Source organism: Piscibacillus salipiscarius JCM 13188, assembly GCF_001311865.1.
Lineage (GTDB): Bacteria > Bacillota > Bacilli > Bacillales > Alkalibacillaceae > Piscibacillus > Piscibacillus salipiscarius.
This window is the reverse complement of the sequence record NZ_BBCD01000002.1, coordinates 69,235-87,406: the sequence shown is the minus strand read 5'-3', so window position 1 is coordinate 87,406 and position 18,172 is coordinate 69,235. Positions and strand designations below refer to the sequence as shown.

Here is an 18,172-nt window from a genome sequence, read left to right as displayed (position 1 = left end):
CGCGAGTGTCGATAGGGGAACCTTGAACCTAAATAAAGAAGCATCCAAACGAATTAGGGAGCACATGAAGACCAATAAAAAAGGAGTTCGTCACCTCAGACGAACTCCTTTCCTGTTTATGCTTCTTGAGTTTCTTCTTGTTCTTGTCGTTGATAGTCAATGCGTTCTTCAGAATCAGCATCAAAGAAGTGAGCTTTGTTCATGTCAACGGCTAGTGTAATCGCTTGGCCAGCATCGACGTTTGAGCGAGCATCCACGCGGGCTGTGAATTCTTGGTCGCCAATTTTAGAATAGAGATAAGACTCTGAGCCCATTAACTCAGCCACTTCTACATCAGCTTTGAACGAAGCACCTTCTGCCGTTTGTAAAAATGCTGGTTCATCATGAAGGTCTTCAGGACGAATGCCGAGAATGACTTCTTTACCAACATAATCTAAATCGCGTAACACCTTCATGCGACCTTCAGGTACAGCGATATCGTGATCTTCAACCGTAATTGAATTTTCATTTAATGTTCCTTTTAAGAAGTTCATGGCAGGTGATCCGATAAATCCGCCAACGAACACATTATTCGGCTTATCGTAAACTTCTTTAGGTGAACCGACTTGCTGGATTACGCCGTCTTTCATAACAACCAGACGAGTTGCCATGGTCATGGCCTCTGTTTGGTCGTGCGTGACATAAATCGTTGTCGTCTGTAGGCGTTTGTGAAGCTTTTGAATCTCAGCACGCATTTGGACACGTAATTTCGCATCTAAGTTTGATAATGGCTCATCCATTAAGAATACTTTAGCATCACGGACGATCGCGCGGCCTAATGCTACACGCTGACGCTGACCACCAGATAAGGCTTTAGGTTTACGGTCAAGCAAGTCTTCAAGTCCTAGAATTTCAGCTGCTCTCTGAACGCGTTCTTTAATTTCCTTTTATTAACCTTACGAAGTTTTAAACTGAACGCCATGTTATCATAAACGTTCATATGCGGGTACAGTGCATAGTTCTGGAAAACCATCGCAATATCACGGTTTTTCGGTGCCACATCGTTCATTTTGTCATCACCAATATAAAATTCTCCTGATGTAATTTCCTCAAGTCCTGCGATCATTCGTAGAGTCGTCGATTTACCACAGCCCGAAGGACCGACAAAACGATAAACTCCTTATCTTGAATATGTAAATTAAAATCTTGTACCGCATGTACATCTTTTTCATAGATTTTATTAATGTTTTCTAAACGTAACTCTGCCATGTCAATTCCCCCAATATAAAAGTGTTAATTTAAGTGTACCTTAGGCGAAATCGCTTTCATATAGAAAGATTGCACAAAACTCAGAATTTTTTGTGCATATCTATCATTCTATTAACTGAATCGCTAAGTAAACGTTTAGCATGTCGTTAAAGTTTTTGATATCATGCCCCGTCAGTTCTTGAAATTTATCCAATCGGTACTGAACACTGTTTCGGTGCATATATAATGTTTTCGCTGCAGCGGTCACATTCCCTTGATGTTCAATGACGGTTTTGATGGTTTTAATTAAGTCTTCGTCATCCGAACTGTTTTGTAAAATCGACTGGCCAAAATATTCACGTTCCCCAAATGTGTATTTTTCAGGAAGAAGAAGGATTAGAGCATCTCCTTGTTTGACTAATCGTTTAGACGTTTTAGTAAATACCTTATCAGCCGTATCAATAAACCACTTATAAAATTCAGGCGTTTTTTCATCTACTTTAAGTGGGTTACTTATCATTAACCTCAAATTCAAATCTAAATCGTCACTCATCACGTCGATAATTTCTTCAAAGGGAATTGGCTCATAATCACCACATAATGATTCAAGCAACACAAGCAAATTAGGTTTCTCCCACAGAAATAAAACTGACTTATTTAAGAGTAAAGAAATGGACTCTTTGAGTGTGTCCTGCTGTTCAGAATTATTTTGTATTTGCATGATGGTTAGGCGAATGTTTTGTCCCTGGATAGGTCGCTCAGAGCTAAGTCCATTAAGAAAGTCCAGCCAGTTTTTTTCTTCATTAGTATGTATAAGTTCATGATCCGCAAAGGCTTTTATAATCTGTTTATAATCATAAGTTAAGTCTTTTTCCGGTATAGCATAAAGCTGCCCCTGTATACGAAAGGTAAAAGAATGTTTAGGCTCAGAATGAACTCGTTTTAAATTAGGAAACAACTCTACTAATTTTTGAAAATCCATCAAACGTTCTCCTTTAATCAGTCTTTAAAGCTATTATATCAGACAAGTCAGTAAAAAAGGCTGCCTCAATTGAGACAACCTTAATCAAACATCTCTTTATTTCGTAGTTTAATAATGCGGTAAATGTGACTGACAATAACTTTACCGACTGCATAAGTTGGTACCGCGATAATCATTGCTACAACTCCGCCGAATTTACCAGCAAATAATAGTAAGAAAATAATCGTAATAGGGTGGACGTTTAATTTTTTACCCATGACTTGTGGTGATATTAAATTACTTTCAATTTGCTGAACGACAACGGCTACGATGACTACTAACAGTGCTTGAAGTGGTGATTCAAATAAACCGACAATAACGCCTGGTGCTGTTCCAATCCATGGACCGATAAATGGAATAAAGTTTGTAAATAAGGCAATAAATGCTAGAATTAACGCGAATTTTAAATCGATAATCAAGTAGCCAATATAGATCAGTATCCCAACACAGAAACTAACAATAATCTGGCCCTGAATGTAATTACTTAACGCATCATCCATCTCATCTAGAATCTCGCCTACTTCATACTTATATTTCTTCGGTAAAAAGCTGATGATTCTCTTTGGTAAACGCTCACCGTCTTTAAGTAAATAAAACAATACAAAAGGTACAACAATTAGAACAATAATGGCACTAGCAACGACACCTAAATAGGTCGTGATGTTTCCAGCTAAATTAGAAGCAATATCTGTTAAGTTGGTTTCTAAACTCCTTAACCATTCGGTGATGGCTTGTTGGTCAGGAGAAATTCGATTAAACCATTCACTGTTTTGCACAGATAGTAAAAATTGATTGGCTTCATCAATAAATGTGGGCACCTGTTCAGCAAAATTTTCAATTTGTTTTTGAAGTTCAGGATAAACTAACATGACTAAGCCAACTAATAAACCAATCCCTGTTAAAAATACAATTAACACCGCAACCGGCCGCGGCATTTTATTATCTAGTACATCGACAATGGGTCTTGTTAAATAATATAAAATCCCTGCAATAATTAATGGTGTAAAAATTGTTTGAGCTAAAACGAATAGGGGGGGAGAAGATAAACTGTATCTTTGTCGATAGAAAGATGATTACCATAATGATGATGACAGCATAACCGATTCGGAACCATTTTCCATTAGGCACGTATTTCACCAACTCTCTAAAATGTATAGTCATATTGTAATATAGTAAAATTTGCTAGTCTACTTATTTATGGTTCTAGTATTTCCAAAATAATAGTCTCTAAACATAAAGATACCGTGAACTCACTGTCCACGGCCGTTTGTAAGTTATATACTTGGTCGTTCAACATCAATGAATTTTCTTATTTCTCTTTTACTAATACCCATTTCTTTTGCTTTTTTCATTAGTAGTACCCATTCTCGATCCAGTTGTTTTTCTGTAGCTTTTTGGTAATGCGTCATAGTGACCATTTTCCTCCCCCAACAGATGAGGCAGCTGTGCTGTCTTAGGTTTCCCCTTAGACCACTCGCTTTGCGTCCCTTTTTTTCAAAAGGTTTGCCTTTAAACTGCATCGACTTTATCTTAATTTAATTGTATAAGCTTTACTAGGAAAATGTTACCCCTTTTTCATCTAAAAATTCCGAGACTTTTTTTACTAAATTTTCAATTAATTTTAATGTTAAAGTATTTTCTTGTCGAAAATTTAAAATTTTCTGCCTTCCATCCAAGCACTTGCTTCTTTTACAAGTTCATTTTTAAGGTCTGTTTTTGTACTTTTTATATTTTCGCTCCAGCTTTACAACTGATGCTTTGGAATACCCATAACGATCTAGCTCTTGCTCAAACGCCTCAAATAATTCCTCAAACTTCTGATCGATATCATTTTCCAGTTCCGTTGCTTTTGTTCATATTTAATAGCCATTGCTCCAAGCTTGAGTGGGTTTGGGTCTTCTTCAAGTTCAGATAGTACGTTTTCTTTAATTTGCTCAACTTCGGTTATGGTTTCTTGTTTTAATTCTTCATAGCTCGTTTCATACTTGTTAATAATGTCATCTTCATCGGGTTGGGTTGTCTGGTTTGTTGGGGTTCTAGGTAACACATCGTCTGTCCAAGTATAGGACTCTTTATCTTGATTCGTCTCAGATTGTTTCTCAGAAGTGAAATTATAGTCTAATATACGATCCACCGTGTTGACACCATTAATAACAAAATAAATGATTAAGATACTTAAAATCAGGAGAAATTTACGCATGTCATGCCGTCAGCCTTTCTCTGTACAATAATTCCTTTGTTCTTATTTCATCTTCGTCAAAAAAATATGATTTATACGGTACATTTCGGGGAAAATAAACAATGATGTGACAGATTTGGACAAAATGAAGCAAAAACCGTTTTATGGTAACCTCTCAATAACTGAGGACCTTATTAGAGCGTAAATGCTATTTCATGGTGCGTTTTAGTTGTCCAAACCTGTTTTTATATGATGAACCGTAGTGGTAAAATAGCGGTTATAGTTGTGAAAAACTAAATATAAAGGGGTTTTAAAATTGAGTTCTGGAAATGGACTGGAGAGAAAGAAACTAAGTAAGACACTCAAACCACATTGGGTATGGGCCATAGCATTAGGTTCATCAATTGGTTGGGGGTCATTTGTACTACCTGCTGATTGGATGGCTGGTGCTGGGCCATTAGGCGTTATTTTAGGATTGAGTATTGGCGCTGTATTAATGGCTATTATTGCAATCAGTTATGGAGTGCTGATCAGGAATTACCCGGTTTCAGGCGGGGAATTTGCTTATGCATTTTTAAGCTTAAACCGTGTACACGCTTATATTAGTGGTTGGTTCTTAACGTTAGGGTACATATGTATTGTGGCGTTAAACGCGACAGCTTTTGCATTGATGCTTAAATTCGTTTTCCCTGATTTCATTCAAAATATGAAGATTTATACTGTTGCAGGCTGGGATGTTTATTTTACTGAAATTATTATAGTTACTTTATTAGTTGCATTTTTCACTTATCTAAATATTAAAGGATCAGGATTATCTGGTCGCATGCAATTTATATTTGTTATGATTTTAATCTTGGGAGTATTTTCATTAACAGGCTTTATGACGACGAATAGCGGGGCGTCATTTAGTAACATGAATCCTGTATTTAGCCCAGAAGTATCACCGCTAGCAGCAATCTTAACCATTGTTGCGATTGCACCATTTGCTTATGTCGGGTTTGATAACGTACCACAAGCTGCAGAAGAGTTCAAATTCTCAGCACGAAAAGCGTTAACGTTAATTATGATGGCATTATTATTTGCTGCGATTATCTATTCATTTATGATCATCACAACAGCTGTCGCAGCTCCTTGGCAGGATACGTCATCTGCAGGTCTTCAGTGGGGAACAGGTACTGTCGTTCAAGACGTATTAGGAACTGGCGGATTAGTTATTTTAGTAGTCGCTTTATCTATGGGGATCTTCACAGGCTTAAACGGATTTTTAATTTCAGCAAGCCGTGTATTATTCGCTATGGCAAGAGGTAAAGTGCTACCGAACGCCTTTTCTAAATTGCATTCTAAGCATAATACACCATACTTTGCGATTATTTTCGCTGCCATTGTTGCAATCCTTGCTCCATGGTTTGGTCGTGAAGTACTAGGTTGGATTGTTAATATGTCTTCTCTAGGTGTATCCATTGCTTATTTCTATACTTGTTATACAGCATATAGCTTACTTAAGTGGAATGATCAAGGAAGTGAGTTTGATGAAACACTTCACATCGTTTCACCAGGTAAAAAATTTATCGCTATTTTAGGAATGGTATCAAGTGTTGGTTTCTTAATATTATTACTATATCCGAATTCGCCGGCTGCACTAGGTTCTGAGTCGTTATGGGCATTAGTGATTTGGATTGTGCTAGGCTTTATTTTCTACTTAGTTAAGCGAAAAGATTTACAGAGTTATGATCGTGAAGATTTAGCTTATTTAATTTTAGGAAAAGAGAAATTTAAATTAACAGATAAAGAAGATTAATATGTGGGGCTGCTCTAAATGAGATTTAGGGCAGCTTTTTTATGGAAATGATGTTAAGGAGGGAACCAACCCGCCGTGAGGAGAGTTTAACTCCTCGTTAGGGAAAATCCGCCCGCAGTGAGCAAAAACTGTTTCGCGTGGCCGTAGGAACTGTCCGTATCTAGAGGTGAAGTTTTCGTGAAATCGGGTGAATTGTCCGCATTCCGGGGAGAAGTGTTCACGTGACCGTAGGAACTGTCTGTATCCAGAGGTGAAGTGTTCGCGTGATCGGGTGAATTGTCCGTATTCTGAGGGGAAGTGTTCGTGTAACCTATGACATAAAAAAACGAACTCGCTAAGAGTAGCGAGTTCGTTTTAGTGTTAATTATTGTACTGCATTTAATGCGTTTAAGTGACCGTTACCGAATTTTTTCTTATCTTGGCCATTGACTTCTTCAACTGCACCATTTAGTAATTCACGCTTCACTTGTGCAGGAGATAAGTCACCATTGTTTTGGTCAATAATTAGACCAGCTACAGCAGATACTTTAGGCGTAGCCATTGATGTACCAACACTGAAGTAGTAACCATCATTTGAAGCACTGTCTGCACTTAAGTTGAATTCGAAGTAGTGCATATTATTTGCAAGATACTCATCTAAACGTCCTTGCGATGCATACCAGTTATATAGACGTGTGTCTCCACCTACAGTTGCAATGTCAATTTGACCTGCACCATAGTTAGAATACTCTGCTAAAACATCTTCTGGACCAGTAGCAGAAACGTTCACAACGTTTGATAACTGAGCTGGAACTGTTTTAGCTGTTCCACGGAACTCAACGTTTTCACTACCATATGCTGATTGTAAGTAGTTCATCACCTGATTGTTGTTGCTTAGGTCAAGGCCATCATTACCTGCTGCAACGACCACAACCGCGCCTTTTTCTTCAGCGTAATTTGCAGCACGCTTGTAAGCAACATAGTCTGCTACATCATTACCAGCGTTTTCCCATTTTCCATCTTCATTTTTAACAAATGTTTGACCGAATAGATCCCATCCACCAAGGCTCATCGATAATACATCGGAACCATCATCAGCAGCTGCGATCATCGCTTTATAAATCCAAGCCGATTCAGCTGAGCTAGTACCGAATACGCGGTAAGCACGTAGACCTAAGTCTGGAGCTACACCTAACATACCGTTACCAGCACCTGCGATTGAACCAGAAACGTGACTACCATGACCGTGTTTGTCTACAAAGTCATTAGGGTCACCAGTTTCACTTGGTTCAGTACCTTGGAAACCACCAGCAGGTACAAAGTTTTTAGAACCAGGCATTAAGTTCGGTGCTAAGTCGATATGATACGGGTTGATTCCAGTATCAATAACCGCTACTACTGTATCGTGAGAACCAGTGTGCTCAGCATAGCTTGCACCATTTTCAGTAATGCGCTGAATGTCCCACTGGATTGGCCAAAAGCCAGGCATCTCCATGCCAGCTTCTTCTAATAGGTCTCCGTTAAGGTCGCCTAAAAGATCTCCATTTAAATCTCCGTATAGATCACCATATAAATCACCATTTAAGTCACCTGAAAGATCTAAATCTCCGCTAAACTCAATTTTTGAGATTCAGGTAAGTCCCAAGATAATGAAAGACTTGCAGCTTGTACACCTTTGAATCCCTTAATTTGGTTTAAATCACCAGCCGTACCTTTAACTTGGTAGTAACCAATTTCAGGTACTTCATATACGATCTCGGCATCTGTTAATGAAAGATCGCCTTTAAACTTCTCAACTTGTGCATTGTTCTTTAGCACAACCGAGTAATAATTTTCTTCTTCATCAGCTCCAACTCCTAGAGCCGAGAAAGAAAATAACGCGATTGCAATAGCTGCAATCAATGTTAGTACTTTTTTCATATAAATAATTCCTCCCCCAATTTTTTTGGTGAAACACTATAACTATTTTCTTAGTAAATTCTGATTATCCTTCATATTTTGAAAAAATAAGAATAAAGGACTAGTTTATTTGTAATAATTATTAAGTAAAATTAGTTACAATTTTATGAAAAAATTTTAATTAAAAGTTCATTTTTTATGCTAAAAACAAATTTATTTATCAACTCACAAAGTATTGCAGTCGTTATAATAAAAATAATAATTGACCTCGATCATAAAGGGTTATTTAGACGCTATCTTTTTATTTTGCCCCCAAAATTATTTTTGGGGGAATTTTTTTATTAAAAAAGATGCTCGCCGTCATAGGCAAGCATCTTAAGCTAATGAAATATCCTTTTCTACATAACGCTCATCACCTTCAGATAGATGAGCTTGATCTGACGTCAGGTCAATCATCCAGGTTTTAAATGTGTCAACGTCTGAAATAGGAACAAAGACATGAAAGGTGACTTGATCCAAATACTCCGTATCGCCCATTAAATATTCACTATTACGTAATTCATTTTCTAATTTACCAATTAGGCCGTAATCTACTTTAATGAGTATTTCTTTCATTAAAGTGCGCTCGACAACACCAATATGTTTGATAGCTTCAGATGTTGCATTTGAATAAGCACGGATGAGTCCGCCTGCACCTAGTTTAATTCCACCGAAATATCTCGTTACGACAACAGTCGTATCTTTTAAGTCCATCTTTTTAAGGACTTCAAGCATTGGTACACCAGCAGTTCCACTAGGTTCACCGTCGTCCTGGGCTTTTTGGGTTAAGTTTTGTTCGCCAATCATATAAGCAGAGCAATTATGTGTGGCGTCTTTTATGTTGTTTTTAATTGAATTTATAAATTCTTGAGCTTCTTCTTCGGTTTCCGTTCGTTTAACATGGCCAATAAATCTAGACTTTTGGATCACGATTTCGTGAGAGCCTGTTTCTTTAATCGTTAAATATTTTTCTAACATAACACGTACCCCTCTCTTCTTATATTATAATGTTATTACAAATTTCGAGCAAAAGGTGTGCTATAGGATATTTAATGATAAAATGTGACTACACCCTCACGAATATTTAAAATCTTTCGAAATGTTATACTTACAATGGAGGAATTAGTCATGTCAGTTGTCAAAGATCATGAAAAAGCACTAGATTCCGTAATTGATGAAATGATTTCTGTTGTCACCAATAGCAAACAAGAAGTCTTTGAGATTGGTGAAGAATCACGGAAACAACAAGATACACTTAATAAAGAAGTGAAGGAAATTAAGCGTGAGGTAGAGAATATAATTAGTGAGAGCGACGAATTAGAGAGACGACTTAAAGCTTCTAGAGTGCGGTTATCCGAGGTAAGTAAAAACTTTGAACAATATTCTGAAGAAGAGGTTCGCCAGGTGTATAACAATACACACGAACTACAAACTCAGTTAGTTGTTCAAAGACAAAAGGAAGTTGCGTTAATAAAACGGCGTGACGATTTGGAACAACGAATTAAAACATTAGCAAATAGTGTTCAAAGAGCCGAAAAGTTGATGAGTAAAATCAATGTGATTTTAACTTATCTTCAAGAAGATTTTAAAGAAGTGAATGACGCGTTAGAGTCTGCGAAGCAAAAGCATGAGTTTGGGCTTAAAATTATTGAAGCCCAAGAGGAAGAACGCCGAAATTTATCTAGGGAGATCCATGATGGACCGGCTCAAATGCTTGCTAATGTACTAATTCGTTCAGATATTATTGACAAGACGATTAAGCAGCGTGGTATGGACGAAGCGCTAAAAGAGATAAAAGAAATGAAAGAAATGGCGAGAAGTGCGCTGTATGAAGTGCGTAGAATTATTTATGATCTACGACCAATGGCGCTGGACGACTTAGGACTAGTTCCGACTTTACGTAGGTACCTCTCAACAATTGAGGAATATCACGAGCTCAAAATCATTTTTGAGTTTAAAGGTAAGGAAATGCGATATGGGCATAAGTTTGAAGCGGCAGTTTTTCGAATGGTACAGGAAGCTGTTCAAAATGCGGTCAAGCACGCTCAAGCGAAAATTATTCGCGTACAATTTGAAGCAACAGATCATAGGCTAAATATTCGCGTGATTGACGATGGTATTGGATTTGACCAAGAGGCGAATAAAACCAATCGTTTGGTTTAATTGGAATGAGAGAGAGAATTGAAATGTTGGACGGCAACTTAAAGGTTGAATCTGAATTAGGTCAAGGCACAAAAGTTAAAATTTCTTTACCAAACGTTTACGATGACCAATAAATATAGGGCATTCGTTATACTGTGAATAGATTCGAAAATTTAGGAGGTTGTCAAATGGGAACTAGAATCGCGTTAATTGATGATCATAAATTATTCCGTGAAGGTGTTAAACGTATATTAGAATTTGAAGAAAGTTTTGAAGTAGTTGCTGAAGGTGGCGATGGTTCGGATGCGATGAAGATCGTTGAGGATACGAACCCAGATATCGTGATTATGGATATCAACATGCCTAATATTAATGGTGTAGAAGCAACACGCAAATTGATTAATAAATTTGAGGATTTACGAGTGATTATTTTATCGATTCATGATGACGAATCTTACGTGACGCACGCGCTTAAATCCGGTGCGCTCGGATATATGCTTAAGGAAATGGATACGGATGAGCTCGTTAATGCCATCAAGATTGTAAGTAACGGCGGCTCTTATGTTCATCCTAAAGTCACTCATAATTTAGTAAAGGATTATCACAGGTTAGCTTTAGCTGGTGTGAATTCGAGTGGTTCAGGTTCGAACACGGCATTTCAGCCAATAGAATATCGTAAGCCACTTCACTTACTAACAAGACGTGAATGTGAAGTGCTCCAGCTTATGACAGACGGACAAAGCAACCGAGGCATCTCAGAAAGATTATACATCAGTGAAAAAACGGTTAAAAACCATGTATCAAACATATTGCAAAAAATGAACGTTAACGACCGAACGCAAGCCGTAGTGACAGCAATCAAAAACGGCTGGGTTGAAGTAAAGTAAGGTGAAACGCCGGGGAGCCCCGGCGTTTTTTTATATGTGAAAGGTCGATATCTTGTGAGAGTGGGTCGGCTAATGTCATGATTCTAACCTGAAAATAGTATCGCAATTATTTTTGTTATATAGTAAAATTTATAGTAAGAAAAAGAGGGGGGAGAGGGAATGAAAACGGTTGTTGTAACGGATAGTACAGCCTACATACCCGAAGAACAATTAGAAGAGCTAAACATTCATGTGGTGCCTTTAGCTGTGACGTTCGGTCAGGAAAGCTATCGTGAATTATATGACATTTCGACAAAAGAGTTTTACGATAAGGTCCGTACCTCGGACGAGCTTCCTAAAACATCTCAGCCGTCGATCGGTGATGTCCTAAATAAATACGAGGAATTATCTAAAGAGTACGATGCTATTATATCCATTCATTTATCAAGCGGGATCAGCGGGACATACCAAGCGGCGGTTTCGGCTGGACAATCTGTTGACAATGTTAAGGTGTACCCATATGACTCTGAAATCAGCTGTATGGCGCAAGGCTTCTATGCGTTAAGAGCAGCTGAAATGGCAAATGAAGGCACAGCACCTGAAGATATTATAAAAGAATTAAATGAAATAAAAGAAAACATGCGTGCCTACTTCATGGTAGATGACTTAAGCCATTTGGCACGCGGTGGTCGACTCAGTGGTGCACAAGCGATGGTCGGTAGCTTGCTACAGGTTAAACCACTTCTTCACTTTGAAGATAAAAAAATCGTTCCATTTGAGAAGATTCGTACAAGCAAGAAAGCATTCAAACGGATGGAGCAGCTGTTAAAAGAAACGTCTGACGGTTCGGAGAAGGTCAAAGCTTGCATTATCCACGCTCAGCGCGAGGAAATTGCGCAAAACTGGAAAGAAGAACTTGAACAGAAGTATCCAAACGTTGAATTTGTCATCAGTTATTTTGGGCCTGTCATCGGAACGCATTTGGGTGAAGGTGGTATTGGCCTTTGCTGGTATAAAGTTAGTTAATGAGACAGGCAGGCTGTTGGCTTGCCTGTTTTTAAAAGTGGAAATTGACCGATATTTTTATAAAACTGAACGATAAATTTTGAAAAGTGATCGATAAAATCGGAAAACTGACCGATACAACCACACATCTGAAAGGAGTAAACATAGTTGAACGACCATTTTGCCTCGCTATTCCACGGAAAAACGCCTTCTTAAGCAAGAGCTTCATTTAGATGAACCAACCTTCCAATATTTAATCAATCAAAATTTACTAACTGAAATTCCAGGTATTCATCAGCATCAATGCCAAAGGTGCTTTAACCAAGGACGTAAATATTTTGGTAAGTTGCCGTCTGGTCATATATATTGCCGGAAGTGTATTAATATGGGTAGAGTGAGCGAGTGTGAGCCGTTATACCAATGGAATGGGCCGGCACCAGTATATGAGCAGGTTCAAAATCCTTGTGTCTGGGGTGGGGATTTGACTCCTCTTCAGGAGCATGCCTCTAATGAACTAGTGAATCAGATAAAACTGAACGGGTCTTTGCTCATTCATGCCGTTTGTGGCGCAGGAAAAACTGAGATGTTATATGAAGGAATCTCTTACGCAGCTAGCCATTCTATGAAACTATGCATAGCGACGCCACGAGCTGACGTTGTAAGGGAATTAGCTCCTAGACTTAGAAAAGATTTTCCAAATGTGAAGTCCGCGGCTCTCTATGGCGGGTCATCTGAAGTTGATGAACAGGCGCAGCTCGTTATTGCAACCACGCACCAGCTGCTTCGTTATGATTGTGCGTTTGATGTCATGATCGTTGATGAAGTGGATGCATTCCCGTACCATAAAGACCCAGCCTTGCCAAAAGCCGTTAAACGCGCCGTCAAAGAAAAACACACCTTAATATACTTAACCGCAACTCCGCGTACCAACCTAAAACTAAAGTCCAAGCTTAACCTTATCCCTACTGTTTCGATTCCAATGAGATTCCACGGCCACCCTTTACCCGTTCCGTCGTTTCAATATAATAAAAAAATTGAAAAGCAAATTCTTGAGGGAACTCTTCCGAATCAAATTGAGAAGTGGATTAACGATAGAGGTAATCGTCGTTACCTGTTGTTCACCCCGACGGTAGAAATGGCTAAGCAATTGTCTACATTATTAAACCATACTCCTTACGTCTATGCAGAGCACCCAGACCGGGAAGACCTCGTCAAACAGTTTCGCTACAACAAATTTCAGGCCCTCATTACGACGACCATTTTAGAACGAGGGGTGACATTTCCCTCGATCGATGTTGCCGTTATTCAAGCCGATCATGATGTATTTGATGAAGCGGCACTGGTTCAAATTGCTGGACGTGCAGGAAGAAGTGCTAATGATCCAAATGGAAACGTGACGTTTTTTTGCAGAAGTGAAAACAAATGCGATGGTCCGGTCGAAACATTATTCATTAGTGATGAACCATAAAGCAAAGAAATGGAAGGAGCAGGAACATGCACTGCCTCATTTGTTATAAACATTTGCAACCTGACACAACTTGGTCGACGCTATTTACCTCAGCCGAGAAACAAATTTGCGCAGATTGCGAGAGTCAATTTGAAAGACTAATAGAAGTCTCAAACCATCACTGTCAAATTTGCATGCGTCCTTTAAAAGAATCACTTAACTTATGCGGTGACTGTTTTGCCTGGCGGGAACGACTTGATGGACGTGATCCGCTTAAGAGGAACATGTCCATTTTTACGTATAACGAATTCATGAAAGAAATCATGACGCTCTTTAAATACCGCGGAGATTATGAACTCATTTATGTGTTTAAAGAAGAAATCAAACAAACGTTTGTATCACTAAAAGATTTTGCGATTGTTCCGATTCCTTTAAGTGAGGAACGTTTTAATGAACGAGGGTTTAACCAAGCGGAAGCAATTGCTAGTTTAGCAGGTGAAAAGATCCTCAATTTACTTAAACGAACAAGTTCAGAAAAACAATCAAAGAAAACGAAGCAGGAGCGAATTTTTTTCAACAAATCCATTTGAACTAACACAACTACCGCCAAAAAGGTCTTATTGGTTGATGATTTATATACGACGGGAACGACGCTGAGACAGGCGGCACAGCTTCTAACTGATTCAGGTGCAGAAGTCATTCAGTCGTTTACACTCATTAGAAGCTAGAAAACTTATTTTGTGAACATTCAGTATAAACGGTATAATAGTTGATAGATTGATTTAGGAGGAATGACGATGGGAGAGTTAGCAAACTGCCCACAGTGCGGCGAGTTATTTGTGAAAGGAGCAATTTCAGTATGCCAAAAATGTTATCAAGAAGAAGAGAAAAAGTTCGAGAAAGTCTATAAATTTATTAGAAAAAGAAAAAATCGCACAGCAACCATGTACGAAGTGGCGAGCGAAACAGGGGTTGAAGAATCATTAATTACAAAATGGATAAAAGAAAAACGAATTCACCCATCACAAGCGCCAAATTTTAATTATCCGTGCGAAAAATGTGGCAACCCTATCTCAGAAGGGAAGCTATGCCCAAGCTGCACTGATACACTTAGGAAGAATATGACTGAAGAGGCCGATGTGAAGCAAGAAGCCGTAAATACGATGACATACTATAACGTGAATAAAAATAAATAAAGCACTAAACTTTTTTAATAACATGCCGATATTAATAATAAAGAATAGGACGGTAAAAGAGGTGTTTTGATTGAAAATTAATGGAGTAAACGGAGCAAAATTAAACCCTTATCAAAATCAGATTCAAAAACAAGAACAGGCTAAATCAACTCAACAAAAGCAAGACCAGATTGAAATCTCAAATGCCGCTAAACAGCTTCAAGAAGGTAAAGGAATTGCTCAGGCGAGAAAAGAGAAAGTCGAGCATCTTAAACAACAAGTTCAAAATAACGAATATGATGTGAATCCTCAAAAAACAGCTGAAAAAATGATTGATTTTTGGACGAATAAACGAGTATAGGAGAGGGTCTTTTGACTATCCAAACTATTATCAGCCACTTGGAGAAACTTGATCAATTTAATGAAAGTCTGCTTGCGCTTTCCAAACAAAAGACAGAATTCGTTAAAAATAGCCAAATCGACGAATTTAACCAGCTACTCATGAAGGAAAAGAAGCACGCTCAGGCGATTGACCAAGTGGAATCAAAAAGGATTCAGTTGACAGAGAAGTGGTTTGAAGAACATGCGCCAAACGCAAAAGAACAGACCATTACTCAGTTGATCGAACTGACGGACGACGAAGAGGCTAAACAAAACTTGAGGAGATTTTTGAAAAATTAGTGATCAACCTTGCTCAGTTAAAAGAACAAGAGCAGTTAAACCGGGAATTAATCGAACAGTCATTACAATTCATTGATTTGTCGCTTGAGATGTATGAACCACAATCCAAGCAAATGAACTATGATTCAAATAAACAGGCACCTCAAAGACAACAAACATCGATGTTTGATTCAAAAGCTTAAACAGGTAGAGGAGAGACGATTATGCCTTCAACTTTTCACGGGTTAGAGGTGGCCAGGAGAGCCCTTTTCACCCAACAATCGGCATTACATACAACTAGTCATAATATTGCGAATGCCAATACAGAAGGGTATTCAAGACAGCGCGTACAGTTTGAACAAACAAGCCCATTTCCAGCACCGGCACGAAACAGACCTGAAATACCTGGTCAGTTGGGGACAGGCGTACAAGCAGGACAAATTGAACGTGTGCGTGATGCTTTTTTAGACTTTCAGTACCGCACAGAAAATAACAAAATGGCTACTGGAGCTCTAGAGCAGATGCCTTAAGTCGTATGGAAGACATTATGAATGAACCAAGTGATCAAGGATTGGCTAAGGCGATGGATCAGTTTTGGAATTCATTACAGGACCTAGCGACTAACCCTGAAGATGGTGGCGTGAGAAGGGTTGTAACTCAACGTGGAGAGGCCTTAGCAGAAACGTTTCATTATATTGATCGTTCACTAAAGAATGTCCAAGGTGAATTTAAAAATCAATTAAATACGAATGGTAGTCAGGTTAATTCAATTATTAATAATATACAAGAATATAATGAACAAATTAACCGAATAGAACCAAATGGTTATCTACCTAATGACTTATACGATAAGCGAGATGTACTAATTGACGAACTGTCACAGTACGTAAATATTAAGGTAGAAAAGATAGGTAATGGTGGTAATTCTAAAGCATCTGCTGAAGGAATTGCTAAAATCACACTTTTAGATCAAGACGGAAACCCTTTGAAAAACGAAAATGGGGAAAATTTAACATTAATTTCAGAGGAAAATGAATCTCGCGCTTTTAGCTTTAATTTTGTAGAACATGAGGGTCAAGAGCTAGTTTCGCAAGTGAATCTAACTGATCAAGAGGGTAATTCGGTATCTTTTAATGCATTAGAATTTAATTCCACTGGCTCTCTAAAAGGTACAATGGATGCAAATGGTCAAGTCACTGTTGAAAATGGAACAGTTGTTGGTGAGCCAGTTGGAGATTATTATAATATGGTTAATCAAATTAACAAAATGGCTTACGAGTTTGCAGAAACTTTTAATAATGTGCATGAACAAGGTTTTACACTTAATGGTCAGCAGGGCGGAACTTTCTTTGACATGACAAACACCGATGAATTTAATGCGGCTTCCTTGATTAAGGTATCTGATGAAATTAAAAATGATGAGAACAAGATTGCTGCTTCTTCAGATGGTGCTCCTGGTGATGGTAAACATGCTCTTGAATTAAGTGAGGTAAGAGAAACAGTTTTAGGTGACTTAGATGGAAAATCTGTTCAGAAATATTATGAATCCATGATTGGAGACCTTGGAATAAAAGCGGAAGAAGCTAACAGAATGGAATCAAATACTTCTGAGTTAAAATCATCAGTCGAAAGCAATCGACAAGCCGTTAGTGGAGTTTCATTAGACGAAGAAATGGCAAACATGATCAAATTTCAACATGCTTACAATGCAGCTGCACGTAGCCTAACTGTTGTGGATGAAATGCTAGATCGCGTCATTAACCAATTGGGTATTGTCGGGAGGTAGGTGATAACTGATGAGAATAACACAAAATATGATGAATAATAGTCTGTTAAATAATTTAAGAAATAACTATGCACAAATGGATAAATATATGGAACAGCTTTCAACAGGTAAAAAATTAACCGCCCATCGGACGATCCAGTAGTAGCAATGCGTGGAATTAATTATCGGTCAGAGCTTGGGAAAGTAGAACAGTTTGATCGAAATATGGGTGAACTACGCAATTGGATGGAAACCTCGGATGAAACGATGAATCAATCAGGTCAAGCACTAAGTCGGGTTAGAGAAATTATCGTCCAAGCCAGTAATGATACATATGAAGAAGAGCAGCGCGAAAGCATGTCTAAAGAAGTTGATCAGATTAAAAATCACTTAATTGACCTTGCGAATACTAAAGTCAATAATAAGTACATTTTTAATGGAACGAATACGCTAGAAGCTCGTTTTACAGATGACGGTGAATTAATCGCAAATCCTAAAAATGATGAGGCGGTTATGATAGAAGTGTCAGAAGGGATTCAAATAAAGCAAACATTAATCCATCAAATGCTTTCAGTGAAGATCTATTTACAGAGCTAAATAATCTCGTTGAAGGATTACAAAACCCGGATATGTCAGGTGATAATTTTGATGAGTACTTAAATGTCATTGATTCTCATACAAATGATTTATTAAATGAACGCGCTGATTTGGGTGCACGAATGAATCGTGTTGATCTACTTGAGACTAGATTAAGCCAACAAGAAATATCGACCAATAAGATTATGTCAGAAAATGAAGATGCTCATATGGAAGAGGTTATTATGAACCTAAAAATGCAGGAAAGCATCTATCGTTCGTCACTATCAGCTGGTGCTCGAATTATACAACCAACGTTAATGGATTTTCTAAGATAATGGATAAAAGCTATCTGTTCAACGACAGATAGCTTTTCTTAAATGCGGTGATTAAT

General features: G+C 38.1%; 19 protein-coding genes, 3 pseudogenes and 1 riboswitch. Of the genes and pseudogenes, 14 read left to right on the top strand and 8 right to left on the bottom strand.

What is annotated here, in order from left to right; translation table 11 throughout:
- Positions 1 to 116 precede the first annotated feature (116 nt).
- The 5 genes and pseudogenes from JCM13188_RS02030 to JCM13188_RS02010 all read right to left on the bottom strand — a co-directional run bounded on the left by JCM13188_RS02030 (position 117) and on the right by JCM13188_RS02010 (position 4,382).
- Positions 117 to 1,248, bottom strand: a pseudogene (locus JCM13188_RS02030) (ABC transporter ATP-binding protein).
- Between the two features lie 103 nt (positions 1,249 to 1,351).
- Positions 1,352 to 2,209: a PucR family transcriptional regulator gene (locus JCM13188_RS02025; RefSeq protein WP_054751771.1), complete on the bottom strand. Its 858-nt coding sequence runs from the start codon at positions 2,207 to 2,209 to the stop codon at positions 1,352 to 1,354.
- Positions 2,210 to 2,289: 80 nt separating this feature from the next.
- Positions 2,290 to 3,231 (bottom strand): AI-2E family transporter, encoded by a 942-nt coding sequence (locus JCM13188_RS02020; protein WP_369404785.1) that lies wholly within the window; start codon positions 3,229 to 3,231, stop codon positions 2,290 to 2,292.
- 291 nt (positions 3,232 to 3,522) lie between these two features.
- Positions 3,523 to 3,666, bottom strand: a complete 144-nt coding sequence (locus tag JCM13188_RS17505) for an anti-repressor SinI family protein (protein ID WP_279401247.1) — start codon at positions 3,664 to 3,666, stop codon at positions 3,523 to 3,525.
- Between the two features lie 17 nt (positions 3,667 to 3,683).
- A riboswitch (cyclic di-GMP riboswitch) is annotated at positions 3,684 to 3,766 on the bottom strand.
- 259 nt (positions 3,767 to 4,025) lie between these two features.
- Positions 4,026 to 4,382 (bottom strand): hypothetical protein, encoded by a 357-nt coding sequence (locus JCM13188_RS02010; RefSeq protein ID WP_279401246.1) that lies wholly within the window; start codon positions 4,380 to 4,382, stop codon positions 4,026 to 4,028.
- 361 nt (positions 4,383 to 4,743) lie between these two features.
- Between JCM13188_RS02010 and JCM13188_RS02005 the strand changes: the two genes are divergently transcribed.
- A complete protein-coding gene (locus tag JCM13188_RS02005; RefSeq protein ID WP_279401245.1) occupies positions 4,744 to 6,225 on the top strand; it encodes an APC family permease in 1,482 nt (493 codons plus the stop codon).
- Positions 6,226 to 6,589: 364 nt separating this feature from the next.
- Here the strand turns inward: JCM13188_RS02005 and JCM13188_RS02000 are convergent, their stop codons facing one another.
- The 3 genes from JCM13188_RS02000 to JCM13188_RS01990 all read right to left on the bottom strand — a co-directional run bounded on the left by JCM13188_RS02000 (position 6,590) and on the right by JCM13188_RS01990 (position 9,120).
- Complete coding sequence (locus JCM13188_RS02000) at positions 6,590 to 7,693, bottom strand: S8 family peptidase (protein WP_279401244.1); 1,104 nt, start codon at positions 7,691 to 7,693, stop codon at positions 6,590 to 6,592.
- Between the two features lie 110 nt (positions 7,694 to 7,803).
- The gene (locus JCM13188_RS01995) at positions 7,804 to 8,124 is read right to left on the bottom strand and encodes a hypothetical protein (RefSeq protein WP_054751763.1); all 321 of its coding nucleotides are present in this window, start codon (positions 8,122 to 8,124) and stop codon (positions 7,804 to 7,806) included.
- A 354-nt stretch (positions 8,125 to 8,478) separates the two neighbouring features.
- Complete coding sequence (locus JCM13188_RS01990; RefSeq protein ID WP_054751761.1) at positions 8,479 to 9,120, bottom strand: YigZ family protein; 642 nt, start codon at positions 9,118 to 9,120, stop codon at positions 8,479 to 8,481.
- Between the two features lie 150 nt (positions 9,121 to 9,270).
- Here JCM13188_RS01990 and JCM13188_RS01985 point away from each other — a divergent pair, with 150 nt between their 5' ends.
- The 13 genes and pseudogenes from JCM13188_RS01985 to flgL all read left to right on the top strand — a co-directional run bounded on the left by JCM13188_RS01985 (position 9,271) and on the right by flgL (position 18,116).
- A complete protein-coding gene (locus JCM13188_RS01985; RefSeq protein ID WP_369404772.1) occupies positions 9,271 to 10,305 on the top strand; it encodes a sensor histidine kinase in 1,035 nt (344 codons plus the stop codon).
- 167 nt (positions 10,306 to 10,472) lie between these two features.
- Positions 10,473 to 11,171 (top strand): response regulator, encoded by a 699-nt coding sequence (locus JCM13188_RS01980; protein WP_054751759.1) that lies wholly within the window; start codon positions 10,473 to 10,475, stop codon positions 11,169 to 11,171.
- 159 nt (positions 11,172 to 11,330) lie between these two features.
- Positions 11,331 to 12,176 carry a DegV family protein gene (locus tag JCM13188_RS01975; protein WP_054751757.1) on the top strand — a complete coding sequence of 282 codons (846 nt, stop codon included), beginning with the start codon at positions 11,331 to 11,333 and terminating at the stop codon, positions 12,174 to 12,176.
- A gap of 160 nt (positions 12,177 to 12,336) precedes the next feature.
- Positions 12,337 to 13,623: an ATP-dependent helicase ComFA gene (locus JCM13188_RS01970; protein ID WP_279401243.1), complete on the top strand. Its 1,287-nt coding sequence runs from the start codon at positions 12,337 to 12,339 to the stop codon at positions 13,621 to 13,623.
- A gap of 26 nt (positions 13,624 to 13,649) precedes the next feature.
- A complete protein-coding gene (locus JCM13188_RS01965; RefSeq protein WP_279401242.1) occupies positions 13,650 to 14,192 on the top strand; it encodes a type I phosphoribosyltransferase in 543 nt (180 codons plus the stop codon).
- A gap of 24 nt (positions 14,193 to 14,216) precedes the next feature.
- Positions 14,217 to 14,330, top strand: a pseudogene (locus JCM13188_RS17500) (ComF family protein); the annotation flags it as partial.
- A 69-nt stretch (positions 14,331 to 14,399) separates the two neighbouring features.
- A complete protein-coding gene (locus JCM13188_RS01960) occupies positions 14,400 to 14,798 on the top strand; it encodes a TIGR03826 family flagellar region protein (RefSeq protein ID WP_054751753.1) in 399 nt (132 codons plus the stop codon).
- Between the two features lie 70 nt (positions 14,799 to 14,868).
- Positions 14,869 to 15,138, top strand: a complete 270-nt coding sequence (flgM, locus tag JCM13188_RS01955) for a flagellar biosynthesis anti-sigma factor FlgM (RefSeq protein ID WP_054751751.1) — start codon at positions 14,869 to 14,871, stop codon at positions 15,136 to 15,138.
- 11 nt (positions 15,139 to 15,149) lie between these two features.
- Entirely contained in the window at positions 15,150 to 15,458 is a 309-nt protein-coding gene (gene flgN, locus JCM13188_RS01950; RefSeq protein WP_054751749.1) for a flagellar export chaperone FlgN, read from the top strand.
- On the top strand, positions 15,458 to 15,640 hold the full coding sequence (flgN, locus tag JCM13188_RS01945) for a flagellar export chaperone FlgN (RefSeq protein ID WP_054751747.1): 183 nt from the start codon (positions 15,458 to 15,460) through the stop codon (positions 15,638 to 15,640). Before flgN (JCM13188_RS01950) ends, flgN (JCM13188_RS01945) begins: the two co-directional genes overlap by 1 nt.
- A gap of 21 nt (positions 15,641 to 15,661) precedes the next feature.
- The gene (locus JCM13188_RS20250; protein WP_054751745.1) at positions 15,662 to 15,967 is read left to right on the top strand and encodes a flagellar basal body protein; all 306 of its coding nucleotides are present in this window, start codon (positions 15,662 to 15,664) and stop codon (positions 15,965 to 15,967) included.
- 17 nt (positions 15,968 to 15,984) lie between these two features.
- Entirely contained in the window at positions 15,985 to 17,223 is a 1,239-nt protein-coding gene (gene flgK, locus JCM13188_RS01935) for a flagellar hook-associated protein FlgK (protein ID WP_369404771.1), read from the top strand.
- Positions 17,224 to 17,233: 10 nt separating this feature from the next.
- Positions 17,234 to 18,116, top strand: a pseudogene (gene flgL, locus JCM13188_RS01930) (flagellar hook-associated protein FlgL).
- Positions 18,117 to 18,172: the final 56 nt, after the last annotated feature.